The sequence below is a fragment of the Protofrankia sp. CiP3 genome (assembly GCF_917627345.1).
GTDB lineage: Bacteria > Actinomycetota > Actinomycetes > Frankiales > Frankiaceae > Protofrankia.
This window is the reverse complement of record NZ_CAKJTM010000016.1, coordinates 94032-101178: the sequence shown is the minus strand read 5'-3', so window position 1 is coordinate 101178 and position 7147 is coordinate 94032. Positions and strand designations below refer to the sequence as shown.

The 7147-nt window shown below is 69.5% G+C and carries 6 protein-coding genes and 1 pseudogene; 3 read left to right on the top strand and 4 right to left on the bottom strand.

The genetic code is table 11. The features are described from left to right. Positions 1–225: hypothetical protein (locus tag MJ797_RS27440; RefSeq protein WP_374581786.1), on the top strand; the 225-nt coding region annotated here is incomplete at its 5' end. A 215-nt stretch (positions 226–440) separates the two neighbouring features. Here MJ797_RS27440 and MJ797_RS08925 read toward each other — a convergent pair. Continuing rightward, positions 441–1865, bottom strand: coding sequence for an 8-oxoguanine deaminase (locus MJ797_RS08925; RefSeq protein WP_239333596.1), 1425 nt, complete (start codon positions 1863–1865; stop codon positions 441–443). Between the two features lie 121 nt (positions 1866–1986). Between MJ797_RS08925 and MJ797_RS08920 the strand changes: the two are divergent. Beyond that, positions 1987–2502 (top strand): annotated as a pseudogene (locus tag MJ797_RS08920) (RNA-guided endonuclease TnpB family protein); the annotation flags it as partial. Positions 2503–2555: 53 nt separating this feature from the next. Continuing rightward, the gene (locus tag MJ797_RS08915; RefSeq protein ID WP_239333592.1) at positions 2556–3407 is read left to right on the top strand and encodes an RNA methyltransferase; all 852 of its coding nucleotides are present in this window, start codon (positions 2556–2558) and stop codon (positions 3405–3407) included. A 32-nt stretch (positions 3408–3439) separates the two neighbouring features. Here the strand turns inward: MJ797_RS08915 and MJ797_RS08910 are convergent, their stop codons facing one another. From MJ797_RS08910 to MJ797_RS08900, 3 genes are all read right to left on the bottom strand, one after another. Then, positions 3440–4681, bottom strand: a complete 1242-nt coding sequence (locus MJ797_RS08910; RefSeq protein WP_239333591.1) for a spermidine/putrescine ABC transporter substrate-binding protein — start codon at positions 4679–4681, stop codon at positions 3440–3442. 156 nt (positions 4682–4837) lie between these two features. After that, positions 4838–5893 (bottom strand): agmatinase, encoded by a 1056-nt coding sequence (gene speB, locus MJ797_RS08905; protein WP_239333590.1) that lies wholly within the window; start codon positions 5891–5893, stop codon positions 4838–4840. Between the two features lie 95 nt (positions 5894–5988). After that, complete coding sequence (locus MJ797_RS08900) at positions 5989–6522, bottom strand: hypothetical protein (RefSeq protein ID WP_239333589.1); 534 nt, start codon at positions 6520–6522, stop codon at positions 5989–5991. Positions 6523–7147 lie beyond the last annotated feature (625 nt).

The window sequence follows — 7147 nt, the reverse complement described above, 5'->3', positions numbered from 1 at the left end:
CGTAAGCTGCAAATATTAGCCCGGTCGGCGCGGTCTCTGCCCGTGCCGACCGGCCTGTTGGCGGCGGCGCTCGAGCTGCTGACGGCCCGGAAGGTCGGCGTCGAGCGCGCGCTGGATGTGGCCGGCCAGCGCCCGTGCGGTCACGGGCTCGTCAGCGACCGCTTCCGACCCGATCGTTCCCGACCCGATCGTTCCCGACCCGACCGCACCGGTCCAGGCCGATAGGCGGGCAAGCGCCGCGGGCAGACCGGTGAGCCCCGCATCCAGGCGCGGCGGACCAGGTCGGCGTGGCGTCGCCAGGCCGCGTGCACCGCGGCCCGGTCCCCGACGGGCAGCAGGTTGGACGAGCCGTTGATGGTTCTGCGAATGGGACAAACGGCCCAATTTTCTGCAGGAAAACATGACCATAATTCATGTATTAAGGATCTATCCCTGTAGTACTACCCCAGCCCCTGGATACGTGCGGCAATCATGCGGTGGCGGCGCAGCATCTCGGCCAGGCTGGGGTGCACAGGCATCCCGTCGGCCACCACCATCCTCCCCGCGACGACGGTGTGCCGGGCTGCGACCGGCCCGCAGCGCAGCCACGCCTCCACCGGGTCGGTCAGCGCCCCGGCAAAGCTGATCCCGTCCAGTGGCCAGACCACCAGATCACCGACCGCGCCGACGGACAACTCACCGATCTCACCGGTCCGTCCGAGGCAGCCCGCGCCGCCACGGGTGGCCATCTCGAGCGCATCCCGGGCGGACATGGACGCGGCCCCGCCGCGGACCCGTCCCAGCAGCATCGCCGTGCGGGCCTCCAGCCACAGCGACGCGGCGTCCGCCGAGGAGGAGCCGTCACAGCCGAGCCCGACCGGTACACCCGCGGCCCGCAGCCGTATGACCGGTGCCAGCCCGCCGCCGAGGATCATGTTGCTGCTCGGGCAGTGCGCGACCCCGGTACCCCACGCGCCGAGCCGGGCGACCTCAGCCGGGTTCGGGCAGATGCAGTGCGCGACCCAGGCCCGGTCGCCTCCCCAGCCGACGTCTTCGAAGTGCTCGACCGGACGCCGGCCGTAGGCCGCCAGGCAGTAGTCGTCCTCGTCGGGGTCCTCGGCGAGATGGGTGTGCAGCCGTACGTCGAGACGTTCGGCGAGTTCGGCGGTGGCCCGCATCAGCTCGGGGCTCACCGAGAACGGTGAGCAGGGCGCCAGCGCGATGCGGACCATGGCGCCGTGGGAGGGATCGTGGTGGGCGGCGACAAGCGCCGCGGAGGCGCTGAGGATCTCATCGGGATCCTGGACGATCGAGTCCGGCGGTAGCCCACCGTTCTTTACTGACAGTGACATCGATCCCCGGGCCGGATGGAACCGCATGCCCAGCGCGCGGGCCGCGGCGATCTCGGCCGAGATCAGGTCACCGGCGCCGCGGGGGTGGACGTACAGGTGGTCGGTGCTGGTCGTGCACCCGCCGAGCGCCAGCTCGGTCAGGCCGACGTAGGCCGAGACGTGCACGGCCTCCTCGTCCAGGCGCGCCCACAGCGGGTAGAGCGTGCGCAGCCAGGTGAACAGCGCCGCGGACACCGACGGCGCAAATGACCGGGTGAGGTTCTGGAAGATGTGATGGTGGGTGTTGACCAGGCCTGGGGTGACCAGGCAGCCGGCCGCGTCCAGGGTGCGGTGCGCCGCCGGGAGCGGGTCGCTCGCCGCGCCGACAGCGCTGACCAGCCCATCGGTCACCGCGACCCACCCGCCAGGCAGCTCGCGGCGCTGGTCGTCGACCGTCACCACCATGTCGGCGCCGCGCACAAGCAGGTCGACGGGTGCTTCGACGCGCCGGGGGGCCGACCGGGCGGCCGGCTGGGCGGCCAGGTGAGTGGTCATGGGGGCTGATTCTGCTACCAAGATGTGGGCCTTCAGGCCCGAGCGTGTTCTGGACCGGACGGGTCTGCTCCTCGATGTACCGGCGAAGCACGGTCAGCGGTGCGCCACCGACCAACCCCGCCAGGGTTCAGCGAACCGGGCGAAAGCGCGGGTCAAGGTCGCCCGGGAGCATGCGCGGGTCACCGACGCGCGGCGCGAGTTCCATCACTATCTGTCCACCAAGCTGATCCGCGAGAACCAAGCGGTCGCCGTGGAAGATCTGGCGGTGACAGGACTCGCTCGTACGCGATTGGCGAAGTCGGTGCACGACTCCGGCTGGTCGGCGTTTGTCGCGATGCTGGAGTACAAGGCGGCCCTGCATGGGCGACGGTTCGTGCGTATCGGTCGGTTCGAACCGACGTCGCGGGTGTGTTCGGCCTGCGGGGTGAAAGACGGTCCGAAGCCGCTGGCGGTCCGGGAGTGGACGTGCCCGGCGTGCGGGACCGTGCTGGATCGGGATGTGAACGCGGCGGTCAACGTCGCGAAGGCCGCCGGACTGGCGGTGTCTGCCCGCGGAGCGCAGGTAAGATCGGCACCCGTGCCGGCACCGCGCGGAGAAACGGGAACCCACCCGGAGCTCACCCCCACCGGGGCGTAGCAGACGGGAATCTCCGCCCTTCACGGCGGAGAGGATGTCAATACGGTGGGATCGTGACGGCGCGCTTCGATCGGACGGAGTGTGACAGCGGGTTGGGCATTGTGGAGATCGACGACCCGGCCGACGAACGGGTCCGTGACTATGTCGGGCTGACCGACGTGGCCCTGCGCCGACGGCGGGAGCCGGCGGAGGGGCTGTTCATCGCGGAGGGCGAGATGGTCATCGAGAGGGCCCGTCGTGCTGGTTACCGTCCGCGTTCGTTGCTGGTCGGGCCGTCGAAGCTCGCGCTGGTGCCGGACGATCTCGACCCGGGCATCCCGGTCTACCTCGCCGGGCCGGACGTGCTTGCCACGATCACCGGGTTCGAGGTGCACCGTGGGGCGCTGGCCTCCATGTGCCGTCGTCCGTTGATCTCGTTGGGGGACGTGCTGGACACGGCGGACCGGATACTGGTCTGCGAGGACATCGTCAGCCATACGAACCTCGGAGCGATCTTCCGGTCAGCGGCGGGGCTCGGGATGGACGCGGTTCTGCTCAGCCCGCGGTGCGCTGATCCGCTGTACCGGCGGTCGGTACGGGTGTCGATGGGCGAGGTGTTCGCGGTGCCGTACGCCCGCATCGATCCATGGCCGGCGGCGCTGTCGCTGCTGATGGACCACGGGTTCGCGGTGGTCGCGCTCACGCCGTCCCCGGACGCGGTGGCGCTCGGCGAGTTCAGCGCCCGGCCGCACGAGAAGCTGGCGCTGCTGCTCGGCTCGGAGGGCCCGGGCCTGACGCGGGCGGCGCTCGAGGCGGCCACCACCCAGGTGCGGATCCCGATGGCGAACGGGGTGGATTCGCTCAACGTCGCGGCGGCCGCGGCGATCGCCTGTTACGCCCTCGGCCGCCCGATGACCGCTCGCTGAGCTCAAGGCCCGCGCTGCCAGGCGCGGGTGTGTCAGGTGTTGGTGCGGAACTCGTTCCAGACCGACCGCCAACGTCGGTCCACGTCGGGGTCGAGCTCGAGAATGCGCAGGCCGGTGGCGAAGTAGGCCGGTTCCACAGCCGCGCTCGCCAGGCTCGGTGGCAGGAACCCCTGACTGATGAGTCCGGCGGAGGTGATGCGGTTCTGCGGTGGCTGGTATCCGATCGTCGCGTAGTTTCCCAGCGCGACATCGAAGTCGAGCATGTGGTTGAGGAACATGTGCGCGGCCACCGGGTTCCTGCCGTCCCGCAGGACCACCATCAGATCGTTGTCCGCCTGGTGGCGGCCGTCGCTCGGTGACCAGTAGCGCAGGATGTTCGGGTTCGCGTCCTTGGCCAGGTAGTTGCGGGCGTTCACCACGTCCCCGGACCAGGCCTGGACGATGGGGAAGTGCCCCCCGGGCAGGTCCCGGTAGTTGGTGATCGTCGCCTTGGGCCGGATCTCGCGGACCATGTCGGCCAGCTGCGCCCGGACAAGGTCGAGATCGCTCTGCCGGGCCGTGTTCAGGTCGAGGCCGTTCCGCAGCAGGACCATGCCCATCACGGCTCGATAGTCGTTGATCACGGAGATCCTGTCGCGGTACCGGGCGTCCCAGAAGACGTCGAACGGGTTGTCCCGCGCGCTGATGTCCTCGCTGACGAGGTCCGAACGCCAGGCGATGCCGGTGCTGTAGACGGTGTACGGCACGGTGTAGCGCCACTGGAGATCATAGAACGGGTTGGTGAAGTCCGGCCATACCTGGCTGATGTTCGGGATGTAGCTGTGGTTCAGCGGCCGCAGCCGGCCGTTGCCGACCAGCTGGGCGAGCTGGTCATAACTCGGCAGGTAGATGTCGTGGTCGACGGTGCCGGCCGAGATGGCCTCCAGCGCCTGGCTGTTGTCGCTGAACGTCGTCACCTCGACGGTCACACCCACGGAGTCGCGGAACGACGCGAGTGCCCGTGGGTCGATGTAGTCGGGCCAGTTGAAGATTTTGAGGGGGCGGCCGCGTTCCGGCGGCAGGTTGCTCGCGATGGGCCGGTTGTCGGCGCTGATGGGCCACAGCATGGGGTTGTTCGGGCCGGGTTTCGGGTGCTGCTGTTCGGAGAACGTTTCGGTGTGTGCACCCGAGCAGGCCGCGATCAGCGCCGACAGGCCGGGCAGGCTGGCAGCGCCGATCGATCCGCGCAGGAGCGACCGCCGGCTTGCTGATCGTCGGGGCTGCCGTCCCTGCATGGGCGCCACCTCAGAGTGGGAAGTCCGCGGGAGATATCGGGTTTATGTTCCCAACAGCGGTCCATCTGCCCAATAGGGGGTCCCCGTCCCCACGCTGGCGGGACGCGAGTCCCAACCGGTCCACGGTGGACCGGTGGACCGGGGGACCGGTGCGGGTCAGGAGATGCCGTGCGGGTCGCGTCCAGGTAGGCCGGGGACACCGCCGGCTGCGGAGCGCCGCCGGTGGGCGAGGGCGGCGAACACCTCCATCGCGACCCGATGTGCGTTGTTGACGGTGTTCTCCGCATGGTCGTAGGGGGGTGAGACCTCCACGATGTCCACCGCCGCCAGCGGGGTGTCCAGCGCGGTTTGGCGGACGGCGCGCAGCAGGTCCGCGGGTGTCATCCCGCCTGGTTCGGGCGTGCCGGTACCCGGCGCGAAGCCGGGGTCGAGTACGTCGATGTCCACGGATAGATAGAGCGCGCGGCAGCCGTCCACAGCCTGGGCGATCGCGTCGGTGACAACCGCGCGCGATCCGCGCTCCCAGATCTCCTGCATCAGGTGCCAGCGCATGCCCTGTTCACGCATCCAGGCGAACACGTCTGGTGGTGGCCAGTAGCCGCGCAGCCCGACCTGGACGAAGTTGCGCCCCTGGACGGCTCCGGACTCGATCAGCCTGCGCATGGGTGTCCCGTGCGAGGCGAGGTTGCCGTCGATGATGTTCGCGGTGTCGGCATGCGCGTCGAAGTGCAGCACGCCGAGCTCACCCCAGCCGACGGCCTCGGCCACCCCGGACGCCGCTGGCCAGGTGATCGAGTGGTCGCCGCCGATGACGACCGGGATGATGCCGAGCCCGGCCACGCCGCCGACCTTCGCGCGGATGTTGCGATGGGACGCCTCGGTCTGCCCGCTCGGGCAGCGGGCGTCCCCGGCGTCCACGACGTCGAGCCAGTCGAAGATCTCAATACCGAGATCGAGGTGATATGTGCCGGATTCGTAGGCGAGCGCGCGCAGGGCCCGCGGGCCGAAGCGGGCGCCCGGCCGATGAGTGGTCGCGATGTCGAACGGCGCTCCGATCACGGCGACGTCCGGACGGCGGGCCGCGAGGTCTGCCGGCGCGGGCAGCCACGGTCGGTGGCAGAAGGTTGCCAGCCCCTCATAACCAGGGGCGTCGTTCGCTGGCGGCTCGCGCGCCGCGGTCGTGTCGTCGGGAGCCGGCTCGCCGTAGGCCATCGTGCCAGCATGGCGGGTATGGCGGCGGTGTGCAGACCGCGGGGTGGCGGTGAGAGCGTCGGTCGGATCGTGCTGGAGCGGGTCCGACCACTTAGTCACTCTTCGTTGTGGACCCGTACCGCTTCCTCCTCCGGCGCGCTCGGCCGCGGGGGGTCCTCGCGGCTGCGGCAGCGTCCACCGACCGGGCCATGTGCGATGAGCTCTCCAGTGGTTACGTTTCGTACGCCTTCGTCATCGGTGAGCAGCGGGGGTGAACTGCCCGCTGGTCCGTCAAGGTCCAGCGTGAGCTTTTCCGGCGGATCAAACGGAGCGTACACGTCGGACTCCAGGACGTCGCCCGACTCCAACCGGGCCGCCTCAGCATACGGATCCGGATCGGGCTGCTCCTGCGCGAGCAGTGAGTCCAGCGACTCACCCGTACGCTGTTCCGCGGCGGTCGTGCCGAAGCGTTCGCCCGGACTGAAGCGGTCCGGCGGATCCCAGCCGTCGTCAAGCGGGTCATGCCCCCGGTCGGTTGATCCGAGGCCGTCGCTGTCGAGGCTCTCGGACTGCTCAAGCGGGCCGCCATAGGCGTTGATGTAGCCGGCGTCGACGCTGTTGATGTCGTCGTCCGGCATCAGTTGCGTCATCGTCGCCTCCTGGCTGGATCATTGGCTTGTTGCCGCGGGGTGTCATCGGCGGCTATTCCCCGAATGGGCCGCGGATAACGCCGAGGCGCACGGATCATCAAACCACCACCGGGCACGCCTGCACCGCTCGCGCGGAGCGCCGGACTCACCACGGACGGACGACAGGCGCTGAAGTCGACCCACCCCGCTTGCAAGCGGATTTTGGATGGCGTATAGCGTCCGGGTTTGTGACTACTGTCGCGGACCGCATTCTTGAGCGGCTGGCAAAGGCTCCGGCCGGCCTGGACGACGGACAGCTGGCGGAAGCGCTGGAGCTTCGTCGGCAGACCGTGAACCAGGTCTGTCGGCGGCTGTCGGACAATGGGCGCATCCACCGGGGGCCGGGCCCGAGCGGACGCATTGTGAACAGGTTGTTGCCGCAGCACGATGCCTACCCGAAACCCACGCGGGCACAGCCGGCCGTACCGGCACAAACCCCCGCGCCGCGGTCGGGAGATTCACTCGGAGATTCGCTGGGAGACGAGTCCGTAGCGGCTGAGTCCGTACCCACTCAGCGAGTGACTCCAGAACCCGGTGCGGCGCCATTTGCCGCCGGTACCGCGGCGAAATCCGGCCGGCGGGCGGT